Below are 1,906 nucleotides of genomic sequence, written 5' to 3'. Positions count from 1 at the left end.
ATGATGGCAGAGAGGTCACACCCGTTCCCATACCGAACACGGAAGTTAAGCTCTCTAGCGCCGATGGTAGTTGGGACCTTGTCCCTGTGAGAGTAGGACGTCGCCAAGCAAGCTAAAACACAAGTCTTTTGACTTGTGTTTTTTTGTATATTTGTTTCGTTAGAAACAAGAGTGGAAATATTGATTGCTAAATCATACCAGATGGAAAATCATTTACAGAATCATGATAAAGGCGAAGTGTTTTCGCTATTTTTATTAAGCATTTATTAAACTATATGTATTTCGTCATAGGACCATTATTGGTCATATCTTCAATATAGGAGGAAATCTCTCTTCTTTTATAATTAATTTCTAAAAAACTTGGCGCATAATTGAAGCTTCTATACTCTAAATGATTTAATGGTTTATGAATTATATAGCTATTTTCCCTTAAAATCCTGTATATAGTATCCCTTAACTAATAAACATTAGAGGTATTTCTGCCGGTAAATACTTCTTCTTCATGATTGGACATCTAAATTCTCTTCACTAATATACTTTTGAAAATAACTCCGTTCATAATTTCAATAATATAGATTTGTATAATTGCTTCCTTTAATTTTTTATTCTTATAATAGTAGCGTTTTGAGGGATGCTTTTTTGTTATTAAGTATAAGGAAGTAGTACATAATCTATGGAAATGATACAGGTGCTTTTCAATTATTATGAGAACAGCTATATTATGGCTAAATATGTAGTGAGATATAGGAATGTTGAACAAGGAGCTCATTTACAATTGAAGTGTATATATGGGTATGAAATCTTCTTTGATTAGTAGTCGTAACTTCTTGAGGCATAAATTTTTGAATTCCGTAACGTCAGTGCTACAATGATTGAAAAATAAATGTTAATGAGGTGTTCATATGAAAATTGAAGTTTGGTCTGATTTTGTATGCCCGTTTTGCTATATTGGGAAGCGTAGATTAGAAATGGCTTTAGAGCAATTTCCACATAAGAAAGATGTTGAAGTTGAGTTTAAAAGTTTTGAATTAGATCAAAATGCCCCGATCTACTCTGGAATGAGTATTAATGAAGTACTTGCATCGAAGTATGGGATTAGTGTTGAAGAAGCTGATCGTAATAATATACAACTAGGCAATCATGCAGCTAGTATGGGTTTAAGTTTCAATTTTGAAGAGATGAAGCCAACAAATACTTTTGATGCACATCGTTTGGCGAAATTCGCAAAGGATCAGGGGAAGGAAAAGGAGATTACAGAAAATCTACTTTTTGCATATTTCACTGAATCGAGAAACTTAAGTGATGTGGAAACACTGGCTAATATTGCTGAAGCTTCCGGTCTAGATAGGGAAGAGGCTTTAAATGTTATTCATAATAAAAATGCTTATGCCAATGAGGTTAGGATTGATGAATCAATTGCCCAACAATATAAAATTACAGGGGTACCTTATTTTATTGTTAATCAAAAGTATGCTATTTCAGGTGCACAACCACTTGAAACCTTTGTTGGTGCACTTCAGCAGGTGTGGGAAGAAGAGAATCCTAAGTCTGAACTTCAAGATCTTTCAATAAATAGTACAACAGATGATTATTGTGCAGATGGTAGCTGCTCGATACCTTCAAAGGAATAATATTTAATTCTTTCTATTATGGTATACATAATGTAATGACAACTAAATACGAATAACCTACAGTGACTTTTATAGGTTATTCGTATTTAGTTTATTTTTTGGGAGTTACATTCAAGTGTATTATTATTGTGCTAACGGCTTGTTGGTATAGTTAATTCATATTTTTATAAAAAACTTATTTAAAACTATTGACGATTAACATACATAGGTGTAATATAGAACAAGTCGCCGATAGCAACAACGCAGAAAGCGACAAAAGAAATAAAAAAACTTGG

General features: G+C 32.6%; 1 protein-coding gene and 1 rRNA gene. Both read left to right on the top strand.

Features of this window, described 5'->3' with window-relative positions; all coding sequences use genetic code 11:
- Positions 1 to 109: ribosomal RNA gene (rrf, locus tag CQZ94_RS30590) — 5S ribosomal RNA — on the top strand; the annotation flags it as partial.
- Between the two features lie 793 nt (positions 110 to 902).
- The gene (locus tag CQZ94_RS30585) at positions 903 to 1,631 is read left to right on the top strand and encodes a DsbA family oxidoreductase (protein ID WP_105588416.1); all 729 of its coding nucleotides are present in this window, start codon (positions 903 to 905) and stop codon (positions 1,629 to 1,631) included.
- Positions 1,632 to 1,906: the final 275 nt, after the last annotated feature.

Origin of the sequence: Bacillus sp. MYb209 (assembly GCF_002975175.1) — a bacterium.
Classification (GTDB): domain Bacteria; phylum Bacillota; class Bacilli; order Bacillales; family Bacillaceae_G; genus Bacillus_A.
This window is presented reverse-complemented; position numbering and strand designations above follow the sequence as displayed.

What these genes read in the sequence shown, in the direction of transcription:
- CQZ94_RS30585 (WP_105588416.1), top strand. Translation starts at nt 903, where the DNA reads ATGAAAATTGAAGTTTGGTCTGATTTTGTATGCCCGTTTTGCTATATT.